The 24585-nt window shown below is 45.4% G+C and carries 20 protein-coding genes; 12 read left to right on the top strand and 8 right to left on the bottom strand.

All coding sequences use genetic code 11. The features are described from left to right. Positions 1-88: 88 nt before the first annotated feature. Both ACKU35_RS16135 and ACKU35_RS16140 read left to right on the top strand, forming a co-directional pair. On the top strand, positions 89-1927 hold the full coding sequence (locus ACKU35_RS16135; protein WP_319760802.1) for a UbiD family decarboxylase: 1839 nt from the start codon (positions 89-91) through the stop codon (positions 1925-1927). Positions 1928-2138: 211 nt separating this feature from the next. Continuing rightward, positions 2139-3413 (top strand): hypothetical protein, encoded by a 1275-nt coding sequence (locus ACKU35_RS16140; RefSeq protein ID WP_319760804.1) that lies wholly within the window; start codon positions 2139-2141, stop codon positions 3411-3413. A 162-nt stretch (positions 3414-3575) separates the two neighbouring features. On the opposite strand, the gene ACKU35_RS16145 is transcribed toward ACKU35_RS16140, so the two are convergent. From ACKU35_RS16145 to glnH, 4 genes are all read right to left on the bottom strand, one after another. Then, positions 3576-4151: a calcium-binding protein gene (locus ACKU35_RS16145; protein WP_319760806.1), complete on the bottom strand. Its 576-nt coding sequence runs from the start codon at positions 4149-4151 to the stop codon at positions 3576-3578. Between the two features lie 143 nt (positions 4152-4294). Further along, positions 4295-5026: an amino acid ABC transporter ATP-binding protein gene (locus ACKU35_RS16150; protein WP_319760808.1), complete on the bottom strand. Its 732-nt coding sequence runs from the start codon at positions 5024-5026 to the stop codon at positions 4295-4297. A 4-nt stretch (positions 5027-5030) separates the two neighbouring features. Beyond that, a complete protein-coding gene (locus ACKU35_RS16155) occupies positions 5031-5699 on the bottom strand; it encodes an amino acid ABC transporter permease (protein WP_319760810.1) in 669 nt (222 codons plus the stop codon). Positions 5700-5774: 75 nt separating this feature from the next. Next, positions 5775-6518 (bottom strand): glutamine ABC transporter substrate-binding protein GlnH, encoded by a 744-nt coding sequence (glnH, locus tag ACKU35_RS16160; protein WP_319760812.1) that lies wholly within the window; start codon positions 6516-6518, stop codon positions 5775-5777. 1656 nt (positions 6519-8174) lie between these two features. Between glnH and ACKU35_RS16165 the strand changes: the two genes are divergently transcribed. The 3 genes from ACKU35_RS16165 to ACKU35_RS16175 all read left to right on the top strand — a co-directional run bounded on the left by ACKU35_RS16165 (position 8175) and on the right by ACKU35_RS16175 (position 12849). Beyond that, positions 8175-10361 (top strand): glutamine synthetase III, encoded by a 2187-nt coding sequence (locus ACKU35_RS16165; protein ID WP_319760815.1) that lies wholly within the window; start codon positions 8175-8177, stop codon positions 10359-10361. Between the two features lie 142 nt (positions 10362-10503). Next, entirely contained in the window at positions 10504-11046 is a 543-nt protein-coding gene (locus ACKU35_RS16170) for a hypothetical protein (RefSeq protein ID WP_319760817.1), read from the top strand. 564 nt (positions 11047-11610) lie between these two features. Then, entirely contained in the window at positions 11611-12849 is a 1239-nt protein-coding gene (locus tag ACKU35_RS16175) for a methyl-accepting chemotaxis protein (protein ID WP_319760819.1), read from the top strand. A 56-nt stretch (positions 12850-12905) separates the two neighbouring features. On the opposite strand, the gene ACKU35_RS16180 is transcribed toward ACKU35_RS16175, so the two are convergent. The 3 genes from ACKU35_RS16180 to ACKU35_RS16190 all read right to left on the bottom strand — a co-directional run bounded on the left by ACKU35_RS16180 (position 12906) and on the right by ACKU35_RS16190 (position 16557). Next, positions 12906-13133 carry a YgdI/YgdR family lipoprotein gene (locus tag ACKU35_RS16180; protein ID WP_319760820.1) on the bottom strand — a complete coding sequence of 76 codons (228 nt, stop codon included), beginning with the start codon at positions 13131-13133 and terminating at the stop codon, positions 12906-12908. A 72-nt stretch (positions 13134-13205) separates the two neighbouring features. Continuing rightward, complete coding sequence (locus ACKU35_RS16185; RefSeq protein ID WP_319760822.1) at positions 13206-14855, bottom strand: glycosyltransferase; 1650 nt, start codon at positions 14853-14855, stop codon at positions 13206-13208. Between the two features lie 10 nt (positions 14856-14865). Further along, a complete protein-coding gene (locus ACKU35_RS16190) occupies positions 14866-16557 on the bottom strand; it encodes a glycosyltransferase (RefSeq protein WP_319760824.1) in 1692 nt (563 codons plus the stop codon). A 137-nt stretch (positions 16558-16694) separates the two neighbouring features. Between ACKU35_RS16190 and ACKU35_RS16195 the strand changes: the two genes are divergently transcribed. Further along, positions 16695-17387: a CatA-like O-acetyltransferase gene (locus tag ACKU35_RS16195; protein ID WP_319760826.1), complete on the top strand. Its 693-nt coding sequence runs from the start codon at positions 16695-16697 to the stop codon at positions 17385-17387. Positions 17388-17405: 18 nt separating this feature from the next. Here the strand turns inward: ACKU35_RS16195 and ACKU35_RS16200 are convergent, their stop codons facing one another. After that, positions 17406-17684: a GIY-YIG nuclease family protein gene (locus tag ACKU35_RS16200; RefSeq protein ID WP_319760828.1), complete on the bottom strand. Its 279-nt coding sequence runs from the start codon at positions 17682-17684 to the stop codon at positions 17406-17408. Between the two features lie 165 nt (positions 17685-17849). Between ACKU35_RS16200 and ACKU35_RS16205 the strand changes: the two genes are divergently transcribed. From ACKU35_RS16205 to ACKU35_RS16230, 6 genes are all read left to right on the top strand, one after another. After that, complete coding sequence (locus tag ACKU35_RS16205; protein WP_319760831.1) at positions 17850-18587, top strand: transporter substrate-binding domain-containing protein; 738 nt, start codon at positions 17850-17852, stop codon at positions 18585-18587. Positions 18588-18776: 189 nt separating this feature from the next. Next, complete coding sequence (locus ACKU35_RS16210; RefSeq protein ID WP_319760833.1) at positions 18777-20771, top strand: ABC-F family ATP-binding cassette domain-containing protein; 1995 nt, start codon at positions 18777-18779, stop codon at positions 20769-20771. A gap of 74 nt (positions 20772-20845) precedes the next feature. Further along, positions 20846-21262, top strand: coding sequence for an NUDIX domain-containing protein (locus ACKU35_RS16215; RefSeq protein ID WP_319760835.1), 417 nt, complete (start codon positions 20846-20848; stop codon positions 21260-21262). A gap of 141 nt (positions 21263-21403) precedes the next feature. Then, on the top strand, positions 21404-22276 hold the full coding sequence (locus ACKU35_RS16220) for a methylenetetrahydrofolate reductase (protein ID WP_319760837.1): 873 nt from the start codon (positions 21404-21406) through the stop codon (positions 22274-22276). Positions 22277-22373: 97 nt separating this feature from the next. Then, complete coding sequence (locus tag ACKU35_RS16225) at positions 22374-23402, top strand: aspartate-semialdehyde dehydrogenase (protein ID WP_319760839.1); 1029 nt, start codon at positions 22374-22376, stop codon at positions 23400-23402. A 207-nt stretch (positions 23403-23609) separates the two neighbouring features. After that, complete coding sequence (locus tag ACKU35_RS16230; protein WP_319760841.1) at positions 23610-24560, top strand: aminotransferase class IV; 951 nt, start codon at positions 23610-23612, stop codon at positions 24558-24560. Positions 24561-24585 lie beyond the last annotated feature (25 nt).

Below are 24585 nucleotides of genomic sequence, written 5' to 3' on the forward strand. Positions count from 1 at the left end.
TTTTTTTATGGCTTATAAAACTTGCCTACCGCTTCCTGAATACATACACTCTCCCGCACGAACATAACAACAAAACAAGGTAAATATAATGGGATACAAAAACACAAAAGAATGCCTTGATGCACTGGAAGCCAAAGGTGATCTGCTACGCATAGACCAGGAGATTGACCCTGAAATTGAAGCCGGAGTCATTCAGCGCCGCGTCTTTCAGGCAGGCGGTCCGGCCCTGCTCTTTACCAATGTAAAGGGATGTAAATTCCCCATGGCGGCAAATATTTTCGGGACAAAAGAACGACTGCACTTCATCTTTCGCGACACGATTCAAACCGTTGAACGACTCATGAAGCTTAAACTAAACCCGATGGAAGCGATGAAATGCCCGTGGAAATATCTCGGCGCGCCGAGAACAGCTTATCACACACTGCCGCGTAAACTTTCCAGCGGACCGGTAACAGCCAACGAAACCAGCCTTAGCCAATTGCCACAGCTTAAATCATGGCCAATGGACGGCGGAGCATTTATCACCCTGCCGCAGGTCTATACCGAGAACCCCAGTAATCCAGGATTCGCGGGATCAAACATGGGAATGTACCGGGTGCAGATTTCCGGCAACGATTACACCAACACCGAAGTCGGATTGCATTACCAGATCCACCGCAGCATCGGGCATCATCATGCTCAGGCCCTTAAAAATGGAAAACGGCTAAAGGTCAATATTGCGGTAGGCGGTGCACCGGCGATGAGCATAGCTGCGGTAATGCCCCTGCCTGAAGGTATTGCGGAAATTTTCTTTGCCGGGGCTTTAGGCGGACACCGTATCCCTATGGTTATGCGCCCCAATGGACTGCCTGTTCCGGCTGAAGCTGATTTCTGCATCTGCGGCACAATCAGCAATGAGCAAAAGCCCGAAGGACCTTTTGGAGACCACATCGGCTACTACAGCCTGACCCATGACTTTCCGGTTCTCAAGGTAGATAAGGTTTACCACCGCAGCGACGCGATATGGCCTTTCACTTCTGTAGGCCGTCCTCCGCAGGAAGATACAATGTTCGGTGATTTCATCCATGAGCTAACCTCCGAACTGGTGCCGTCCGTCTTCACCGGAGTCCATGAAGTACACGCTGTGGATGTGGCCGGAGTACATCCGCTATTGCTGGCTGTCGGCAGCGAGCGTTATGTCCCCTACGCGGAGGAACGCCAACCGCAAGAACTGTTGACCAACGCCATGGCCCTGCTGGGAAATACCCAGACCGCACTGGCAAAATACCTTTTCATAGGTGCGAAGGAAGACATGCAACGTGGCGAGAACTGCCATAATATTCCCATTTTTTTCAAGCACATGCTGGAACGTGCCGACCTCAGAAGGGATCTGCACTTTATCACCCGTACGACCATTGATACCCTTGACTACTCCGGCGCAGGATTCAATGAAGGATCAAAACTTATATTTGCCGCTGCCGGATCAAAGAAACGTGAACTTGCCACAGAATTACCGGAACTGCCCAACCTGCCCGAAGGTTTTGGGGAAGCAAAGATATTCGCCCCCGGCATCATGATTATCAAAGGTCGCAAAAGCGAATCAGAACGCGGAGAACAGGATCGGCAAGTGGAGAAGCTTGGGGAAATCCTTAACCATACCCGTGAAATCGAAGGGTTCCCCATGATTGTCGTGGTAGACGATAGCGACTTCACAGCCAAAAATTGGGAAAACTTCCTTTGGGTAACCTTCACCCGCTCCGACCCGGCAACAGATATCTACGGGGCCGGAGCTTTCACTGACGCGAAACACTGGGGAGCTGAAAAATCACTTATCATCGATGCCAGAATGAAAAATCATCAAGCACCGCCACTTGATCCCGACCCGGAAGTAGAAAAGCGGGTGGATGCGCTGGCAGCGTCCGGTGGACCTCTTTATGGATTAATTTAATTAACTATATGAGCAAAAACACAATCACTATAGAACCGTCAGGTTAATATACTTTAATCAGATCAAAGAATAAAATATAGCAATAAGCCCCCGTTTAGATTAAAATGGGGGCTTTTTTCTCTATCAACACAGCACTATCTCTGGTATAATCCGTGCATTAAATAGAATAACACAAAAAAAGGGTCAAAAGTTGCCTCATAGGAGGCAGAACATGGTTAAAGAGCATAAAAACAACTTATTTAATAGCTGTAATTTAAGTATTATTCTTGAGAATATATACAACAGCATTATGCCGCAGGTTGAAGCTATACCGGAAAAGGAATTTCTTGCCACTTCCGATACTGACCTTGTTGCTAAACTGGTTCAGCTCAACACAGTTGAGCAAATCACTTTTGACGAAGAAAATATTCGGATGCACACCATTTCAACTTGCAAGATGACCCCGTCAGGCAAGCCTTATTTCCCGGTTGAAGGAGAAAATCCACCAGATTTACAAGAAGGGATAGTAGTTCAGGTAGAAGTTCCATATTCAGGTGACAAAAGACTTCTGGTAAGCAGGCCGAGCATGAATTACAAACACGGCGGTCCCAGCTTTACTATTAAGGGAGACCGCATCGTAAAAGATTATGTAGGTCCTCTTTATTCCGATCCCGCATCGTTTAAAGCCCACTTCAAAAGCAATTTCACAAAGATAAAAAAATACCTTTCATGGCAGGCTCAGGACATAGCCATGTTTGAGAAAAGACTCCGCAACAAGATAGTAGAATCTATCGCGGAAAGACGCGATCGACCTGATATAGTGGAACTTTGCTTCACCTCGAGAGAAGGAGCCACAGACTTTTTCCCAGACAATATTCTCAACGACTATACAAATTCGGACTCCACACCAACAACTCTGAAAAATCCTGTAATTTCAGAAGATGCTTTCAGCAGAATAATCAGAGTCTTACGCCATACAGGCAAAACCTTTGAACGAACACCTGCAATCTACAGCGTGCACAATGATCTGGATCTGCGTAATATTTTAGTATCTAACCTTAATACCCATTTCGTCGGCAAGAATAATAAGGATATTTTCTATCGCTCCGGCAAAACAGGTTTCAATGTACCTATATACAGCAAAGCTACCTTCAAAGGTAAATGCCTTAGCTGGCAGTGCGAAGAAGGATTCACTTATACCCTGAGCCGCATGCTGGATAATAACCATTGGCATTCATGCAAAATGGTACTTATCGTTTTCAACAGAACGGAAGCAGACTTTAAGGAACTACTGAAAATCATAACTCAAAACTTCAGCAGCCATCCTTACCAGGTACAGCTGAAACAGCTATCAACTGCAAATGAATGCCATGCGCTGATGCACACCGCAAACGACCATAACCGCAGGCATGAAGTGTACATGATGGTTTTCAACCTATATTTCGGAAAAGATTTCGATTCCCCTTACCTGAATGATGCTGAACGTAAATTCTTCGTGCAAAATTAATCAGCCTAAAGTTCTGAAAATCAGCTTCTGAGCCCCCGCATTAACCCCAGAGCTTTGATTACTTTAATCAGGCCTACTTCATGAGAGGATTGTTTTACCAATGGCAAAAAAAAGCACGGACCTGAGTCCGTGCTTTTCACAATTAAAATCAACCGGGATTATTTACTGATTTTTTTTCCACTCTTCCCATTCATCTTTACTTAACTTACCGTCCTTATTCGCATCTGCTTCACGCATAATCCGCTCAACATTCATAGGGTAAACCTTAACAATTTCGGAACGAATTATAGTTTTGCTACCATCTTTATCAATATCCACAAACGCGCGGGCGAAGTGGACTCTCTTCATATTGTAATAGATAACCTTTGCCTTGCGTCCATTCTCGAGATAATAAAGAGACATACTTTCCTTTCCAGTCAAAGAACCGAAAGTGTATCCATCCTCATGCTCAGCAAAATAAAGACTCACACCATCTACGCCAACAATACCGCTAAAACCTTCGGTAATGAGATTCTCCTTATTCGCTGCGAACCACGCTTTTTCACCGGTAAAGAGGTTTCCGTCCTGTTTTCTGATTACGAAAACAGCTTTATTTTCCTTTACCGTGCCATCTTTGGCAATCATTTTAACAGTACCTACCCATGTTCCACGCAGTTCAGGGCATCCGTCAGCGAAAACGAAAGAACTCATCAGGACAAATGCAAGAGCGACAATGCTGCAACTAAGAAATTTCTTCATCAAATAGCCTCCCATATTTTATATTTTGAGATACTACACTTATTTAGCAAAGAAACAAATACGTCAACCCATTCAACAAAAACAAATGACAAAAAAAAGGCAGTCCCAAAAGACTGCCCTAAAAATCGATACATAATGTTTCCCTAAAGATGGGAAACAACTTTTCCGAGAAAATCTTTTAATCTAGGATTCTTCGGGTTGGCGAAAACCTCTGTGGGGTCGCCTTCTTCCTGTATGATTCCTTCATCAATAAAGATCAGACGGTCAGCAACTTCCTTGGCAAAACCCATTTCGTGAGTAACAACAATCATGGTCATGCCTTCTTTGGCCAGCTTTTGCATTACTTCAAGCACCTCCCCCACAAGCTCGGGATCAAGGGCGGAAGTCGGCTCGTCGAAAAGGATAACCTTAGGCTGCAAAGCCAAAGAGCGAGCAATAGCGACCCGTTGTTTCTGGCCACCGGAAAGCTGCTCAGGATAGTTGTGAGCCTTATCTTTAAGCCCGACCTTATCCAACAACTTCAGGCCCAGTTCATTTGCATCGCTTTTACCCATTTTACGGACCTTAACAGGTCCCAAAGTCACATTCTCAAGAATGGTCATGTGAGGAAAAAGGTTAAATTGCTGAAAAACCATACCGGCTTCTGTACGCACTTCATTAATATTGGTCGATGAAGACATAATATCATGACCGTCTACGATAATCGTGCCGGAAGTGGGTTCTTCAAGCTTATTGATGCAGCGAAGAACAGTGGATTTGCCGGACCCGGAAGGCCCGATAATACAGACAACTTCACCGGACTCAACCTTGAGGTCGATCCCTTTGATAACTTCAAGTTTCCCGAAGCACTTATGAAGGTTCTTAATCTCAATCATTTCATTACCTCCGGGAAATATTAAGCTTTTTTTCAATGCGACGCATTACGAACGCTATGGAAAGGGTCATAACAAGATAAACACAGGCAACCGCGAGGTAAACTTCAAAGGCACGGAAGTTCACGGATGTGATTTCCTGTCCGGTTCTCATCAGCTCACCTACACCGATAACCATAAGCAGCGAGGTATCTTTAAGACTGATTATAAACTGGTTGCCAAGTGGCGGTATCATGCGTTTGAGAGCCTGCGGCCAAACAACATAGCGCATAGTCTGCGCGCTGGTAAGTCCGATGGACCTTCCCGCTTCGACCTGCCCCAAATTGATGGACTGAACAGCACCACGAACAATCTCGGCGATATAAGCACCTGAATTAACGGCAATAATGACAATACCGGCGGTCATAGGGGGAATACGCATCCCAATAGCCATGGGAACCCCGTAATAAAGAAACATCGCCTGTACCAGCATTGGAGTTCCCCTGATGGTCTCGACGTAAACTCCTGCAATTTTCCGGGTAAAAAAATTACGGGAAAGCTTCATCAGACCAGCTGCGCTTCCAAGCAGAAAACCAAAAAAAAGACCACCGACAGTGATCTCAACAGTAAGTTTGAGACCACGCATGAGCATGGGAAAAGTGTCCCAGAAAACTGAAGTGTCAAATGCAAATGCCATTACGACCCCTGTTTAAAAAAGAATTAGGGGCGACACTCAGGCCGCCCCTTTGAACATATAGAATAGTTGTATTTATTATTTAGGCTCAGTACCAAACCATTTTACATACAGTTCACGATAAGTACCGTCTTTACGCAGGTCTTTCAGTGCTGCGTTAACTTTGGCTACAAGATCGCTTCCTTTGGGGAAAGCGATTCCGTACTTCTGGCCGTTGTAAAGAGGACCTACAACCTTGACCTGACCTTTACCGGCCTTACGCATGAAATCAGCGATTACCGGAGAATCAAAAATAACAGCATCAGCGCCACCGGTCATGAGCTCCATGAACATAGCGTCATTGTTGGGGTAAAGCTTTACTTCTTTTGCGTTTGCGCTCTTAGCGAAGTCAGCGGAAGAAGTGCTGAGTTTGGTAGCAATAATTTTACCTTTGAGGTCAGCAATGTCCTTAACGGAATTGTTGTCCTTCTTAACAAGGATAAGCAGACCGGAATTATAATAACCATCAGAAAAATCAACAACTTTAGCACGTTCAGGCTTGATGGTGATACCTGCGATACCTACATCCAACTGGTTGGACTGCAGACCGGGAATGATTCCGTTGAAATCCATGGGCTGCAGGTCATATTCAGCACCGATTTTTTTGGCAATGGCATCCCAGAGTTCAACATCAAAACCAGTATGAGTTCCGGTAGCGGGATCTTTAAACTCAAAAGGAGGGAAGCTGGTGTCACAAGCAACGGTAAGTTTACCCGCAAAAGCAGTTCCGACAATGGTGGCTGTGATCATAGCAGCAGCCATGAGTGTAAACAGTTTTTTCATTAATCCTCCAAGACTGAAAATCATTTTAAAAAAATCTTCATCAGAAAAATGAAGATAGACCGAACAACAGGAACATAATCAGTACATTATTTGCCGAACTAAATAAATTTAGCACTTTCCTCTACTAAATTCAAGTTATTGGCAGCATATTACGCGATTAGAAATTTAATCAAAACACAAAACAAAGCCAACAGATTATGATTACGCGCATTTTATACGGATTTTTTTTACAATTAACTAATATAAGACACAGATTAATATCCAAATAACTGCAACCACACGCATTATTTATAACAAATATATCGCCTCACTTTTTCACGCGAAATGAACTCATAATCAATCGTTTTCGGTCGACGAATTAACCCCAAACGCAGATAAGCATTCTTGAGCTCAATTCGCTTATCTGTTTTTATGCTCAATTATTGCTATGAGCAGAGCTTAGATGAATGCACTAAATAATATTGGTTACAGCAAAACGGGCTAAAAACACCCAAAACTTCTCCGAACGGAGAAAATATATGAAGGATTATATAGATAAACTCTAATTGTTACTTAACAAAAAGGAGCCAATGCTATACAAAACAATATATCAAAATCTGGAGAGACAAGATGAATCACATTCTAAGACACTTAAATAACATTTATATTGCCATATTGCTTAGAATTCGAATTTTTTATGGAAAAGTTCGTCGTCAATTCATTATTTTTTTCATGCATGACTATATAGAACGCCAAAAGACACGAAGATCAGGCTCATGCCGCCAGTGCGCCATATGTTGTAACCTTGCATACAGATGCCCTCTTTTGGCTCGTCACAACTTTTGTAGAATATACAGCATAGGCCGTCCTCGCGTATGCTCACTCTTTCCCATCAACCAGAACGACATCGATGACATTAAAGCCCTCGGCGGAGAGTGCGGCTATAAATTTAATTAGCATTATCTTTTAGATATATCTGCCCCTACAGTTAAGACAGGTAACGTGTTGACAAAAAGTAATAACCTTTCAGACAGGCCATAAAAAACACTGGAAATTCAAAAAATACATGCTTGAAGTTTCCTGAAATAAACACATAACCGCACCTGACAAGAATCCAATCAATCAATTTAATTAGATCAATTGGGAATATATTTTAGAATTGTTTCAAATAGGGGAGGCAGGAAGCTACGCGGTCCTCGGAAAATATCTTTATTTAAAAAGGCAAAATAAACTTTCGGTTTCAAATTCGCACTATACTATTTTTACAAATTAGCAGCTGACAACACATATATATTAATGTAGGTATGTTAATAAAAAAAACGCATAATGTACTTTCCTTCCCAAACACATTGTTTACGAAATGCAGCTGATTCCTACTAAATACCCCACTAAGCTATTTGACAATATACAATTTTGTTATCAAAATCACGCAGAACCAGAGACTCACAAATACCAATTACATTTTTGTAACAAACTTTTGTTTTCAGATTGGAGCATTCTACATTTTTGTAAGTTAATAGGCTGCTCAGCCTCTCCTCTACCGAGCCAAGACATTAAAAATAATGAATAAAATATTTCTGGCATGCCTACTGCTTACATCGAATAAGATTTGATGAAAGCCCAAATTCTTCGCCGAGCGGAGATCACCAATAAAAATTATTCAAGGAGTTTTTTCAAATGAGTTCAAACACCTCTCGTCAGGGTGCGATCACTGCAGTGACCAATTACTCTACCCCCGAAGCGTCCTTCAGCTTTGCCGATTCTAAACCCACCGAACTCTTCGGCTGCAACGTCTTCAACGACAACGTAATGAAGGAAAGACTTCCCAATAAGGTCTATAAATCCCTGAAAAATACTATTGAAGAAGGCGCTGCCATCGATCCTTCCATCGCCGATACCGTTGCAAACGCAATGAAAGAATGGGCTCTGGAAAAAGGCGCAACTCACTACACACACGTATTCTACCCCCTGACCGGCCTGACAGCAGAAAAGCACGACAGCTTCATCTCTCCCGACGGTAAAGGTAACTGCATTGCCGAATTTGAAGGTAAACTTCTCATTCAGGGTGAGCCCGATGCTTCCAGCTTTCCTAACGGTGGTCTGCGCGCAACATTTGAAGCACGCGGCTACACAGCATGGGACGTAACCAGCCCGGCCTACATCCTTGAAAACCCCAATGGAACTTTCCTGTGCATCCCCACCGCATTCATTTCCTGGACCGGTGAAGCACTCGATAAAAAGACACCTCTGCTCAAGGCAACTCAGGTCGTCAACAAATCAGCACAGCGTATCCTGAAAATTTTCGGCGACGATTCCGGTAACCGCGTAGTTTCCAACGCCGGCCCCGAACAGGAATACTTCCTTATTGATCGCAACTTCTACTTTGCCCGTCCTGACCTCATGATGTCCGGCAGAACCCTTTTCGGTGCTAAGCCCGCAAAAGGACAGGAACTTGATGACCACTACTTCGGCGCAGTTCCCCGTCGTGTGCTTTCTTTCATGATGGACGTTGAGCATGAACTCTACAAACTTGGTGTACCGGTTAAAACCCGTCACAACGAAGTTGCTCCCGGCCAGTTTGAGATTGCTCCTGTTTATGAACAGGCCAACATTGCCACCGACCACAACCAGATGGTCATGACCACACTCAAGAGTGTCGCCAAAAGACATGGAATGGCCTGCCTGCTCCATGAAAAACCTTTTGCAGGAATCAACGGTTCCGGTAAACACCTTAACTACTCCCTCAGCTGCAACGGTCACGGCTCCCTGTTTGATCCAGGCGAAAACCCCACTGAAAACGCTCAGTTCCTCATCTTCTGCGCCGCTGTAATCCGCGCTGTACACAAAAACAGCAAACTCCTGCGCGCAGTAGTCGCCAGTGCATCAAACGACCATCGTCTTGGTGCAAACGAAGCTCCGCCGGCAATCATGTCCATTTTCCTCGGTGATCAGCTTTCCGAAATCCTTAACAAGATTCAGGAAGGAAATTCCCCGACCCCCACTTCCACTGGCTTCCTGAAAGCCGGCGTAGACACTCTGCCTCCGCTTCCCAGAGATGCAGGTGACCGTAACCGCACCAGCCCGTTTGCATTCACCGGTAACCGTTTTGAGTTCCGTGCAGTAGGTTCCAACCTCTCCATCGCCGGCCCTCAGGTTGCCCTGAACACCATGCTCGCTGAATCTCTTGATTTCATCGCTGATGAAATGGAAAAGATCATGGGCGGTGACGAGTCCAAACTGAACGACGCTGTAAACAAAGTGATCAAAGACATCATGGATAACCATGGTCAGATTGTTTTCAACGGCGACGGCTACTCTGAAGAATGGCACAAGGAAGCAGTCGAAGAACGCGGCCTTCCCAACCTTCGTACCTCCACTGACGCAATTCCTGAGATCTCTTCTCCTGAATCAGTGGCCCTGTTCACAAAATACGGTGTATTCACTGAACAAGAACTTGAAAGCCGTACTGAAATCTACCTTGAACAGTACAGCCAGGCTATTGTTACCGAAGCTGCACTGGTATCCAAACTCGCCAAGACTCACATTCTTCCCGGCGCTGTTCGCTACCAGAAAGAGCTGGCTGAAACCTGCGCTGCTATGAAAGCAATCAACGTAGAATTCACCACCGGTACTCTTGAAGACCTGACTGCAAAGCTTCGCGGAATGCAGACTGCTACCATCGAACTTGACAAAGTAATGGAAGCAAAACCAGAGGATGATGTTTTGGGAGAAGCTAAATACCTCTGCAGCTCTGCTCTTCCCGCAATGCTCGAAGTTCGCAAGTACGCTGATCAGCTCGAAGACATCGTCGCAGACGACCTCTGGTGCCTGCCCAGCTACTCCGAAATGCTCTTCATCAAATAAACATCAATTACTGCCACCATATCCTTAAGCCTAGGAAGGTCCCCGTTTCAAAAGAAATGGGGACCTTTCATTTTTTGCTACTATTTCCATAATATTTAATTTATATTCCTCTGTAATTATCACCATTTTTTCTGGAGTAAAAATGCTTAAAAAAACACTTGCGCTATTAATACTGAGTTGCCTTTGTGTATTCACAGCCAATGCCGCTGCTCCTTTGACAGGAGATCAAGTAGAAAGGGTAGTTAAAACACTTGAGCAACTTGATCCCCTCATGGATCAGATGGAAGAGGAAATAGAGCAATCCGGTGAAATGGATACAGAAAGCTTTGATCCTGAAATACTGAACAAAGAATTCGCAATGCTCTATAATTATACACCTCAAGCAGCAAAAGTAATTGAGGAAAACGGCTTTACAGAAAAAACATGGCCGGAAATGGCCGGGCGAGTCGTAAAAGCTTTTGCAAGCATAGCTATGGAAGAAGAAGGAAATGTCAGCATGAAAGAAATGGAAGCAGTACTGAACCAGTTGGAGGCAGATCCCAACCTGCCCCCGGAACAGAAAAAAATGATGAAAGAACAAATGCTTTCAGCCATGAAGACAGCCAAAGACATGATGAACGCACCGGCTGAAGATGTGGAAGTAGTTCGCCCCTATTTTGATAAATTATCTAGCACAATGGAATAGATAATATATAAATACAACATTGAGAATGAGGCTTAAAGGCTTCTTTCTCAATGTTGTATCTTTATGACACAACATATCATGCTAAAATAAATAGACAATAATTAGTATGCAAAACAGATGTAACAAGAATGTAGCATTTCGACTCATTTTAAACCTTTAAAATAACACAAATAAAGTTCGGTATCTTATTAACGGTTCACAGCAAACACATGGCACTGAATATGCTAACATGTTTAGCATAAACTTTGACTAAGGGGAGAGGATATGACCGGACGTCTTTTTGCAAGTATTGCGGCAATTATTTTTCTACTCTGCACTGGCTTATTATTTGCTCAAAGCCAAATCGTAATGATTATCATAGTTATTTCGATTACGTTAATGCTGAGCTTTGGTATAATCATACAACGTCACCTAATTCTTCCCATAAAAACACTCACAACTGAAATACAAAGACTCTCAAACAGAGACTACAGCCCCATACCCCATCACAATTACATAGCAGAACTGGGAAATCTTGCCTTTGAAATAGAAGGCCTAAACAACACGCTAAACGAAACAGTCGGCATGAGCGAATCAATGCTTGAAAACATCATGACTCCCATGGTTGTGGTGGGCCCGGACGGGAATATCCGCTGGCTGAATGAAAGCATTATAAGACTGATCGAAGAAGACGGTAAGACCGAAGATTTTATCGGGCAGGACTTTTCCATCTTTTTTTATGGCTCAAAGCAGGAAACCGTTTCCGAAAAATGCATGCAGGAGAAAAAGCAACTCTTTGTCAAAGGCCAGGTTGACGGCCGCAAAGGAACAACAAAATATATTTCGGTTGCTTCTTCACCTATCTTCGATTTCAGGGGAAACCTTCTTGGCGGATTCACAACCATCATGGACTTCACTAACATCAAACTGAAAGAGGACTTCATCACTGCGCAAAACTCAAAAATATCAAAGGGCGTAGCAGATGCGAGCAAGGTTTCCGAGCAACTAGCCAATACATCCGAGGAAATCAGCTCCGAAGTTCAAAATTCAAGCCGCGGAATCCATGAGCAACGAGCCAGAACCGAAGAGGTTGCTACTTCTATGGAGCAGATGAATGCCTCCATCCTTGAAGTTTCCAGAAACTCCAGTGATGCAGCTAGCATGGCCCTTCAGACTCAGGAGACCGCAAATAACGGCTCCGGGCTTGTAGAAAATGTCATCGGAGTTATGGATGAAGTAAATATGAAGGCCAGCCACCTCAAGCAAGAAATGGGCACACTAGAAACTCACAGTAACGGCATAAACACGATCATGCAGGTCATTTCGGACATTGCAGACCAGACGAACCTGCTGGCTCTCAACGCCGCTATCGAAGCTGCCCGGGCAGGTGAAGCCGGACGCGGTTTTTCCGTTGTGGCTGACGAAATCAGAAAACTGGCCGAAAAAACAATGCTTGCCACCAAAGAAGTCGAAAATTACATTGATGCCATTCAGGGCAGTTCCAAAAAAAGTACCGCGGCAACAGAAGATACCCTGCTAAGCATCCAACAAGCCACAGAATTATGCACCAAAGCTGATGCGGCTCTTAAGCAAATATTAGAATTCTCACGGACGACAGCTGGTCAGGTCGCAGGAATAGCTACCGCGGCTGAAGAACAGTCCGCAGCCAGTGAAGAAGTCACAAGTGCGATTGAAGATGTAAACAGTATAGCAACTCAAACGACGGATTCAATGAATCTGGTTTCCGAGGCTGTAAGAGAACTGGCCTCACTTGCAACGGATCTTGATGATTTCATGACCAAAATGCAAATTGAGGAAGCCTAATTTTATGGACAAGCCGGGTGCAACATCCGGCTTGTCCAATATTTACCCGAAAAAGACTAATCGTTATTTTCTTCTATCTGCCGTACGTCTTCGCGCTTGATTATAGTCTGCTGTCCATCAAGATTTTCGTAAGTATATGTGTTGGAGTCCTTATTGAATTGGGGAGCACCCGCACTTACCGCCGTGGACCCGTCTGTCATGGTAATTGTGTGATGATCAGCTCCGCATCCGGCAAAGACCAGAAGTCCTGCGCACAATAAAGCAGCGATAAAGATTTTCTTCATATCCAACTCCTTGTATAATTTTTCAAAAAGACTATCAGACAATGTTAGATACAACAACACTTGTACAAATTACTACAGACTCTTCATTACATTGCCTACTTTTAGCGATTTCTCCGTGAAATCATCTTCAAGCCGACCAATGTCCCTCTCAATAATTTCAGAAACATTCCGTGCTTCATACTTTGATTCCAGCTTTAGGACATTTCCTGCACCGCTTCCTCTGGCTGCACGGCTTACCGTCGTAACTGAACCGGACTGACGCTTATGCAAAACTTTCAATTTTCCTTGATAGACAGCGGTTTTGCCAATATCAGCAAGCATCAAATCATGATCCAGATCATCGAATTGCGTGGGTGAATAACGCAAATCAAAATCACCACTCTGCCCCAGCACCTCCTGCCTGAAAAGATGAAAACATCCGGTAACCGAAACACATGGGCGGCAGTAATCAAACTGCCCGTAATCCAGATCCTGATTATAAGGATCAAGATAAGCAAACTCAAAATTACGGACCCTATCCTCAAATTCCGCCGGAGTCTCACGCAGATGCAGGTCGGCATGTTGAATAACTTCCTGCTGATCTTCGTTGACGACCTTGCATCCCCAGACCCCCGCATCAGGATAGGATTCAACTGCTGCGCTGAAATGATTCTGCCAGTCAGGCGGAACAGACGCATCGTCATCGAGATAGGCAACATAATCATAGAGCTTAATTTCATGCATATTTTTCAACCAGTTACGCGCCGCAGGAGCTCCCACATTAACCGGAAGGTCTATGCGGCTGAACCTTTCCCCTAGCTTTTCTTTCCAACTGGTCATAACTTCGGAAGTATGGTCGGAACTACCGTTATCAAGAGCAAAAATATGGACGTTATCTAAAGGGGACTCCGCCAGTGAAGTCATGGTCTCATTAAAATCATCCGCTTTGTTGAATGTGTACAGACAAACGGCAACCTGACCGTCCAGTTTATTGGAGCCGTCAACACCGAGCAACCGGTCATGGACTTTGAACCATGTATTTACCTGCCATGGACGAGCCGTCATGCGATCCCGCCAGAGAATCAAAGCTTCTTCCCGCCTGCCCATCCTGTCGACACTTTCAGCCAGCCGCAGCAGGTTTTCCCCTAAGATCAACGCACCTTCAGAAGTATCGGAATAAATGGCTTCAGCCTGCTCATAATCACCGGAGCAAAAAGCTATATCACCGGAATATTTATTCAGCACCATATTCATAGATGAAGGCCAATCCCGCGCTAAAGCAGCACTCGCAACCTCATGCCGCCCCAAAAAAAAGGCCAGATCAAGCAGGTGTGACAACCAGAAAAGGTTTTCCGGTTCCCGCTCAGTCTGCGCCGCAAGATAACCAAGCAGCTTATCTTTATCGTCCTTGGCTAAAAGACGCTGCAGATAATTCAGATTTTCAGGAACAATACTGTTTGCGGCAATTAAAGACATGGTTTCCACTAATGGTGCAGGCAAAAACTTAAGCTGCTTATTAATAGCCAAAAGATTGGATGCGAGCTGCCCGTCCAGAGGGCTGGATTCCCATGCGGCGAGGAACATATCCACGCCAAGATCAATTAGTGTGCTTTTCTCCCGGCTGTTATCCGCGCTATTGATAATAAGATTGGCGGTCTCCATCAGATGAGGTTTGCCGTGACCGGACACAAGAAGCCTGTAGCGAGAAGCTGTATCCACAAACCCCCAGAATTTACCTGACATAATTTACCCCTTATCCGAATGTTTGACGCATTTTTTCCAGCAAAACAGTGAGCCTGTGCTCATAAGTGTGCTCAGCCATTATCCGTTTACGGGCGGCAGCAGTTATTTTCTCCCGTCCCGCATCATCCGTTAACCATCTTTTCAACTTCGGACCGATTTCCGACCTGCTTTTATAAAAAACAATTTCGCTGTCAGGTTCAAAGAGAGCTTCCATTTGTTCACGATAATCGGTCAGGACGAAGCCTCCGCAAGCCGGGACATCAAAAACCCGCTGATTCACCGCACCTTTCATCTGTCTGCTGGTACAATTGAAAGCAACTCTGGACATAGGATAAAAAGCGGGCAGGTCCTTATAATAATCGAGGGACGGCAGGTAACGCCAGTCTCCTTTCCCTAAAAGTTCATGCCAGCCTTCATCTCCTACTATAAGCGGGCGAAACGGCAGCAATTCCCGCACACAGGAAAGGCGATAACTCCGGGTTGATACCCATGTGATCAAGGCTTCAAAAGAAAGCTTATGCTCATCTGTAGAAAAATCTTCCATCCTTTTAAGCAGTTCAGGATGAAGATTACGTAAAAATTCCTCTACGGAAAGTTCAGCCCGATTACCGAATTCTTCAGCCAAATTCGGAACCCTTTTCTGTAAGTCCTCATCCAACTCACTGAGCTTCAAGTATTTATCAACAGCATGAACCATAGAATCGCCAAGAAATGAGACATCCGCCTGCCATTCAGCCGGCCCTGTGAAACCGGGCTTAAAACGATTCACATCCGTTGCCAGAGGGAGGTAGAAAATATTATCAAACCCCTTGCCGCGCATGATCTCAAGATTGCCGGCATCATAAGTAAATATGGCGGTTAAATCCGGTAAGACATCAGTGTAGCGATAAAGGATGAGATGCGGATTATCTACAAACCATGAAGCCAGAGGGAGCTTCATTTTAAGCAGCAGATCGGTCAGTTTACCTTCCCGGTCAACACCGAAATGATTCACTGTGAGAGCGAAATCTGGTTTGAATTCGGCTACGGTTCGCAGCAGATCTTCAACGAATCCCTCACGTACAGTATCGCCCATACCAATATCAACACTGCGGAATTCTATACCCAATCTTTCAAGGGCTGAGGTTATTTCAGCGGTCAAAAAATATGGACGGTGGAAAAAAAGTACTCTGGGCTTTGCATTACGGAATTTGGGATATGCCATCTCGTCCCAGAAATTTACGGGCGCGGAATCTTTTTCATCCGCAATTGTATTTGCAAGGGAGGTATACCATTCACGATCCAGCCGTAGATATAAAGGAATCTTCACCAGCTCAAGGGGAACATTGCCATTAGCTGCACGCCAATCACGTACCTGCTCCAGAACACGCGCCGGTTCGCCACTCAGCCAAGTTACCTGCGGATGATTACGAAATCTATCGGCACCGGAAACTTCCGCTATCAACGGGTCATTATCCAACACCGCAACCGGCCCTGATTTCAGCAATTCATCGAGGCAAACACCAAGGCCCGCACCGATTAGAACCGGTAGCCTTCCTGTCGTTGTGGATTGTGCAAGACCGCGTTCCCGCTCGGCTCCTTTGCGCCCCCAGAGATGCCATTTCTTGCCCTCAATGTGGATACGTACATCAGCAACACGATCCTGATCCATCACAGGCTCAACAGTATAAGATCTTTTTGACATATTAATTATGTATGTCATTACAGCCTGCTGTGACAATGCCTGAACGGGATTTTTTTGAATCCGCGTTGAACAGTTTGCAGCCCACCCGTTCTTTGGTTATAGCTGCCCCAGACACTTTGAAACAAAATCTTAATTTTTATATATAAGAGCCTAATATGAAAGATAAAAATATAACAACTGAAAGCAAAATAACATTTCTGGACATGGAAAAATGGGAACGGGCCGAACATTTTAATTTCTTCCAGTCCATGCGCAACAGTCAATACGGCTTCACCGTGCAGCAGGATGTAACTGAACTGCTTGCCTACCGTAAGAATCAAAATACGACATCAGACAAGCTGCGTTTCTCGGATATGCTCTATTATCTGGCTACCCTTGCGGGAAATAAAATACCAGAACTGCGTACCCGCATCGTCGATGGTAAACCCGCCATTTATGATGTGATCCACCCTGCTTTCACCTATATTCCAAAAGGAAGAAACCTGCATGCCAACTGCCTGTGCAGGTTAGGGCGCGACTTTAAAGAGACCTCGGCAAATATCGATAGCGCCCGTCAATCTGCGGACGAAAATCCTTCGCTCACCCCTGCGGGTGGAGAACAACCGAACCTGTTCTATTTCAGCGTGGTAAACGGGATATCTTTCACTTCCGCCAGCAATCCATGGGGCGATTGCAATGTGGATTCAGTACCTAGAATTCTTTTCGGACATATCACAGAAAACGAATCCGGCAGAAAATTTATGCCCGTAACGGCGGAAGCTCTTCACGGCCTGATGGATGGCAAACATTTCGGAGATTTCTTCAAAATTTTCGATGAGATGTGCAGAAAACCGGAAGATTATCTATAAGCACCCCAAAACCGCACTTCAGGATGAAGTTGAAGCTTCGTCCTGAGCGGCCAAGTCCTTAAGAAATGCCACTTTCTGCTCCGCCCGTTTCTGCTTAACAGCATATTCAGCGCGATAGGCAGCACGCTTGTCCGCAAAGGCTTCATAGACTTCCATAGCGGCGGGAAGACGACAGCGGGTATACTTCGCTCCGGTCCCGGAATTATGCTCTTTCAGCCGACGCTCAGGATCAGTGGTTACTCCGCAATATAAAGAATTATCGCTGCACCGCAGCAGATAGACATACCATGTACTCATCAGTCAAACACCACTCCTACAATAACTATACTCAAAGCCATAGATAAGATAATATAAAAGCCAGCAATCAAAAAAACATACTGTTCCAACTTAGTTGTTTCTCCACAATATCGACATAAACACTAAAAAATGACATCTAATTATATTAAACCGAAAAGGAAAGTCATGCGTTTTTGTATCTCTTTACTATTCACAATATTCTTCCTGCTGAACCCGGAAATCAGCCCCGCGTCTTCCCTAAAACTCATAACAGGGAACTGGGAGCCATATTCAAGTTCAGACCCTGAAAAGCCGGGAATAACCACGGAAATAGTACGGGCTGCCTTCGATGCTGTTGGAATAGAAACCACATTGACGTTTTATCCTTGGGCCAGATGTGAAAAAATGATCCAACGCGGCATGGATGTCGTTGCATTTCCGTATGTTCAAACAGCAGAACGTGAAAAGTTTGCTTTATTTTCAAAGCCCATATTAACTGAACGTACATACCTGTATTATTCAAAACGTCACATGAAAGATTTTGACTTTACCGACTATAAATCACTGCGAAAATATAGAATTGGAACACTAAACGGATTTGTTCATCAAGAATTTTTCAAAAAAAACAATGTACCTGCAACCGCTGTAAAGGACAACACCGCCGCACTGAGAATGCTATTAATGAACCGGCTTCAATTATTTCCTATTAATAGTCTGGTTGCGGAAAAAGAATTGAAGAAAAATTTTTCAGTTAAAAAAGACGAAATCAGACACACCAAAACACCTATGTATGAAGTTCCCCTCAAACTGATGGTCTCCAATCTCAACCCGCAAGCCCATAGTGTTTTTTCGCAGTTCTCCAAGGGTATGTCTATTCTTCGCCGCAAAGGGACTGTCGATAAAATTTTAAAGAAATATAAATAAACAATATCGTATACGAGGCGTTGACTATCAACTGATTTCACTTGCTTTCTGAGCCCTATCCATATAATTTGTTTCGCTTACTCAGTCCATGACCACCAAACGTTTTTTTATACGTTTTGTGTATTTATATAAGACATTTCTTTAAATTTCTGCCTTTATGATAGGGTGACAGCCCCGCCCGGAGAAACGATGCCCAGAATAACTATTTCATCACTAGAAAAATCTTATAACGGGGAAGATCTTTTCAGCGATCTTTCATTTGAAGTGAACGCCGGAATGCGTCTTGCCGTAGCCGGACCGAACGGTTGTGGTAAATCCACCCTGCTTAAACTCATTGCAGGAAAGATAAAACCGGATGCAGGAACGCTTTCCATTTCCAAGGGTGCGCGACTCGGTTATGTGGCTCAGGAACTGACCGGTGAAATACTCGAAAACACCCTGCTCAGCTGGGTACTCTCCGCGTTGCCTTCATGGAATAATCTTTGGGCGCAATGGGAAGAAGCCGGCCAGAAGAACGATCAGGCTCTTATGGAAAGGCTTTCCGAAAAACAGGCTGAACTCGAACACCAGTTCGGTTATAATCCCGAACACAAAGCCCGCACCATCCTGACCGGACTGGGGTTTTCCGAACACGCTATGCTCAGCAAAATCAAGGAACTTTCCGGCGGCTGGCGTGAACGCGCTAAACTGGGACGCGTCCTCCTTCAGGGTGCGGACCTGCTGCTCCTTGACGAACCGACCAACCACCTTGACCTTGAAGCTGTGGAATGGCTGGAAAGTTACCTGCTCTCATTTCGCGGCGCCGTGGTTTATGTAGCGCATGACCGTATTTTTCTTGATAAAGTAGGCACGCATGTCCTCTTTCTCGGGTCCGGACGCCCTACGGTGCGACGCGGCAATTTCACCGAATTTCTGAAATGGCAGGCCGAAAACGCAGAACAGCGGAGCCGCGAAGCCGCCAAGCTTTCCGCACGTATTGAAGCAGAAAACTCATACATCAACCGCTTCCGGGTCAAAGCCCGTAAGGCAGCGCAGGCTCAGTCGAAGATCAAAAAAGTTGAGAAGATGTCCAAGGAGCTGAATAAGATTCAGGGAGAGGCGGATCTCAACCGTTCCGGCCGGACTTTAAGCTTCCGTCTGCCGCCAACCTCCCGTGGGGATAAAGCAGCCATCAGCGTGGTTGATCTCGAATTTTCCTATGACGGTAAACCGCCATCCATATGGCCCCTGCTCAACTTTCAACTATTCAGGGGAAAAAAAGTAGCTCTGGCCGCACCCAACGGAGCCGGTAAATCAACCCTGCTCAAGGTAATTATGGGTAAGCTGGAAGCGAATTCGGGCTTTGCCAAGATTGGACAGAACACATCCATGGCCTATTTCAGCCAGCACCAAAGCGAGATCCTGCGCGAAGAAGCAACTGCTCTTTCAGAAATACGCCGCCTGTGCGACCCTGATACAACCGAAGAACAGCTGAAAAGTGTTCTGGGACTATTCCTGCTTGGCGAAGGATACTTCGAACGTAGAGTTTCCGCTCTTTCCGGTGGAGAGAAGAACAGGTTGATTCTCGCTTCACTATTCCTTTCGCGGGCCAACCTGCTCATTCTTGACGAACCTACCAACCATCTGGACTTAGAAAGCCGCGAAGGGTTGATCAGAGCTTTAAAAGATTATGACGGAACTCTTTTCTTTGTTGCGCATGACCGCTACCTGCTAGGTGAAGTTGCAGATGAAATCTGGGCTTTGACCGACTCCGGCATTGAAACTTTCTTCTCATTTAATGAATACGATAAACATCGTAAGGAAACGCTCGCGGCTCCAGCTGAGCGTTCGGAAAAAAGCGAAGCAGACGAGAGCTACAAACCTGCCAAGCGCAAGCTCAGCAAGGAAGATAAGCGGAAACAGGCAGAAATCCGCAACACTCTTTATAAAGAATTAAAGCCCAAGACCGCAGAGTACGAAAAACTCGAAAAAGATCTCGAAAAGACTCTTGAAGATCAGGCGGTCATGGAAGAACAGCTCAACGATCCCGAACTGTATAACGACGGCGCCGCAGCGGTGGAACTGAATTCACGCTACACTGAAACCTGCTCATGGGCCGACGAACTGATGGAAAAGATGGCCGTTCTCGAAGAAGAAATTGCCGAACTGGAAGAACGCAAAAAGCAACTTTTGGAAGATAACTAAGGTGCTTCCCTGTAATCAATTTTTCAAAAAATTTTAACAATCTAAACTATTTAGTTTGTTAACTCTGCACGATAATGGCCAAAAAAAATCCAATCGAAGTTGTAGCCGGAGTCATCTGGAAAGACGGGCTTTTTCTTTCCGCTGAACGCCCTGCCGGCAAGGATTACGCCGGATGGTGGGAGTTTCCCGGCGGCAAAGTCGAAAAGGATGAGTCTCTGGCCGATGCCCTTATCCGCGAATTGCAGGAAGAACTGGGTATAACCGCTACAAGCTTTGACTTCTGGATAGAAAAAACTGTAGAGTACCCCGAATATACAGTACACTTAAATTTTTTCGACATCTGGGAATTTACCGGTCAAGTTGCTTCACTGGAAAATCAACGTTTTGAATGGTTTGACCTGACCGCCATGCGCGATGTTAAATTCCTGCCCGTCAATTACGAAATCCTTGAAATGCTGAAAGAACGTGAAAGCGTTCTCCGTAATAAATGAAAACCTCACACAGTCTGCTACTCAACAGTGGCAAAGCCCTACTAAAAGTTTTTGATGAGTCCAGAGAATTTTTTTACAAAAATTTTCACTGGCCCTCGGAGAGGCTGTCGGCAGACCCGCCGGAGGCACACAGGAGACACCATGAAGATTATCGATTTAATAAATAAAAACGAACAGTTCATCTCGCTGGAATTCTTTCCCCCCAAGGACCGTGAATCGTGGCCTAAATTCTTTGAAGTAGTGAACAAGCTCAAAGTACTGAATCCCCTATTTGCCTCTGTTACTTACGGCGCAGGTGGCGGAACTCAAGACAATTCACTTGAAATTGTCAAAAGAATGAAGCAGGATGCGGCGATTGAGCCTCTCGCACACCTAACCTGCGTTGGTGCCAGCCCTGAAAACATCAGTAAATTTGTATCCGCTCTTCAGGAAGCGGGTGTTGAGAACATCCTTGCCCTGCGTGGCGATGCCCCGGCGGACGACAAGGATTTTGATTTCAACACCCAGACTTTCAAGCATGGTTCCGACCTCGTTACTTACGTAAAACGTGAGCATCCCGGCGTGGGAGTTGCCGTGGCAGGATACCCGGAAGCACATCTGGAATCTCCTTCTATCAAAGAAGATTTCAAATGGATGAAGTACAAAATCGCCCAGGGTGGAGAGTTCATCATCACCCAGCTCTTTTTTGATAACCGGGTTTATTTTGATTTCTGTGACAGGCTTAAAGGCATGGGAATTGACGTTCCTGTAGTACCCGGAGTACTGCCCATCATGAGCCTCAAATCCGCGAAATTCATTCTTTCCCTGTGCGGAGCGGCCATTCCCGGAAAATTTCTCAGCGCTCTTGAAAAAGCACACAAAGAAGGCGGCGATGACGCAGTTTACAAACTGGGCATTGAGTTTGCTACCAGACAGGCTCAGGAACTGCTTGACGGAGGTGCACCGGGAGTTCATCTCTATACCTTGAATAGAGCCAAGGCATGCCTTGAAATAGGTCAGGCTCTCAAATTTTAATACGGCTATTGTATAGGCAATCCATATTATTGCCGAGTGTGAATAACATACAAACCGGACTGCCGATGGTCCGGGTTAAGAATACGGAGGTTTAGCTATGAGTACCAAAAATCCCAGAGTTGCTGTTGTAGGAGCCACAGGCGCGGTTGGACGTGAAATGCTCAAAGTTCTTGAGCAGCGCGACTTCCCCGCATCCGAAGTTGTACCTTTTTCTTCCGCACGTTCCGCCGGAACCAAAGTTCCTTACAAAGGTGAAGAGCTGACCGTTATCGAGCTGAAAGAAGATTCCTTTGAAGGTTTCGATATTGCTCTTTTCTCCGCAGGCGGCAGTACCTCCGAAAAATTCGCTCCCCTTGCAGCCAAAGCAGGTTGCGTTGTGGTCGATAACTCCAGTGCATGGAGAATGGACCCCAAAGTTCCCCTCGTTGTTCCTGAAGTCAACCCGGAAGATCTTGACTGGCATCCCGGCATCATCGCCAACCCCAACTGTTCCACAATCCAGATGGTTGTTGCGCTGAAACCCATCCACGATGCCGCGAAGATCAAACGCATTGTAGTTTCCACTTATCAGGCTGTTTCCGGAACAGGACAGAAAGCCATCACCGAACTGGAAACTCAGGTCAGCAGACTTTTTAATGGTAAAGACGTTATCCCCAGTGCATACCCGCACCAGATAGCCTTCAACTGTCTGCCGCACATCGATGTTTTCATGGATAATGGTTACACTAAAGAAGAAATGAAGATGGTCAACGAAACCAAGAAAATCATGGGTGACGACTCCATCAAACTGACAGCCACCACTGTCCGTGTGCCTGTTTTCTACAGCCACTCCGAATCAGTTAACATCGAAACTGAAAAGAAAGTAACAGTTGAGGAATGCCGCAACCTGCTTTCCAATTTCCCCAGTATAACCGTAATGGATTTTCCTGAAAAGAATCTCTATCCTATGGCTATCGACTGCGCGGGCGAAGATGATGTTTACGTAGGACGTATCCGTGAAGATGAAACCATCGAGAACGGCCTTAATCTGTGGATCGTTTCCGATAATATCCGTAAGGGCGCAGCACTCAACACAGTACAGATCGCCGAGACCCTGATTGCCCGTGATCTGGTCCGTGTAAAATAAGACCAGCACGAAACTTTATATAAGTTCCGTAAAAAGCAGAAGCGGTGAAGTTGTATCTCGACTTCACCGCTTTTTATTATGCATTCCCTACTTGCGAAATCACGCCCTTTGGCGATAATGTATCCGGGCTTTGCGGAAGTGGGATTCCCGAAGCTTATGGCGGTTATGCTCCCCTAACGGGTATAGATAAATTTACGGAGTCCGGAATTGATTAAAAAAGTAGACAGTAATGAATATATTGATGCCATGCTTTCGGCCATGCGTGCGGGAACTGAAAAAGTCTGTGCATTTTATGAGCACCGCATAGGATTGGTCTGCACCGATCCCAAACTCATGCTCATGCCGTGGGATGACCACCTTGTCCATCGCGGTGACGGTGTGTTTGAAACCATGAAATTCGTGGACGGTAAACTGTACCAGCTTGAACCGCACATGCGCCGCATGAAGCGTTCCGCCCGGACAATCAATCTGGAACCGCCCTGCTCATGGGACGAACTGAGCAATATCATTCTGGAAGTGGCTGGTGCTTCAGGTGTTGAATCCGGTCTGGTACGAGTGCTGCTGGGACGCGGTCCCGGAGGGTTCGGCATTGATCCTTATGAATGCCCGGTCCCGTCACTCTATATCGTAGTGTACAAACACGAGCCCAGACCCGATGCATGGTTTGAAAAAGGTGTAACCGCTTTCAGAAGCAAAGTTCCAGCCAAACAACCATATCTGGCAACAATCAAATCCATCGACTACCTGCCCAACGTGCTGATGAAAATCAATGCCAAGGAAGAAGGTTTCGATGTGCCTTTCTGCTTCGACAGCCTTAATTTCCTCGCTGAGGGAGCCACGGAAAATGTCTGCATAGTCAGTCAGGACGGAAAGCTATACACCCCTAAATTCACCAACTCTCTGGCCGGAACCACCATTGCCCGCGCCATCCAGCTTATTGAAGATGAGATTGAAGTGGATTTCAGGGCCATCTCCGAAGATGACATCCTGCTGGCAAAAGAAGTCATCCTCTGCGGCACGTCCATCGACGCTGTTGGGGTTGTCCGCTTTAATAAAAAGCCTATTCATGATGTCCGCCCCGGACCTATAAGCAAACGCATGCGCGAATTGCTGCAAAAAGACCTGCATGAGACAGGAACACCAATCATAAAAAGCTAAAATTAAGGCCGTGAATCCAGCTGGA

It is taken from the genome of Maridesulfovibrio sp. (assembly GCF_963676065.1).
GTDB lineage: Bacteria > Desulfobacterota > Desulfovibrionia > Desulfovibrionales > Desulfovibrionaceae > Maridesulfovibrio.